Below are 566 nucleotides of genomic sequence, written 5' to 3' on the forward strand. Positions count from 1 at the left end.
AGCAGGTCGGCCGCGATCAGCACGACGCCCAGGGTGGCGCCCAGTGTGATCATCGTCCAGTCCAGCCGGTGCAGGAAGATGCCGTTGACGAGGGTGACCAGCAGGGCCGGCTGCGGCGCCGCCAGGGCGTGGGCGGGGTCCATGCCCGGGCGGGGCAGGGCGCCGACGAAGCCGTACGCCTGGTAGAGCAGTTCCAGCACCGGCGGGATGACCACGGCGCCGCTGACGCAGCCGACCAGCAGGGCGGCCTGCTGGCGCCAGGGGGAGGCGCCGACCAACTGGCCGGTCTTGAGGTCCTGGAGATTGTCGTTGGAAATCGCCGACGAGGCGACGATGGCGGACAGCACGAACAGCGCGAAGGCGACCGCCAGCCGCTGGCCGCCGGCGGAGAATTCGGCCGGCATCCAGCCCAGCCGTTCGAGCCCGAGCAGGAAGGCGGCGATCATGACGGTGGCGATGATCGCGATGCCGGACAGCGGCGAGGAGGACGAGCCGACGATGCCGGCCATGTAGCCGCATGCCGCCGCGACCAGGAAGCCGAACAGCCCGCAGAACAGGGTGGCGGC

1 protein-coding gene is annotated in these 566 nt (G+C 71.4%); it reads right to left on the reverse strand.

The features are described from left to right. On the reverse strand, nucleotides 1-566 hold a 566-nt coding region (locus HUK84_RS22255), incomplete at both ends, for an OPT family oligopeptide transporter (RefSeq protein ID WP_176642051.1).

Source organism: Nguyenibacter vanlangensis (assembly GCF_013376155.1).
GTDB lineage: Bacteria > Pseudomonadota > Alphaproteobacteria > Acetobacterales > Acetobacteraceae > Gluconacetobacter > Gluconacetobacter vanlangensis.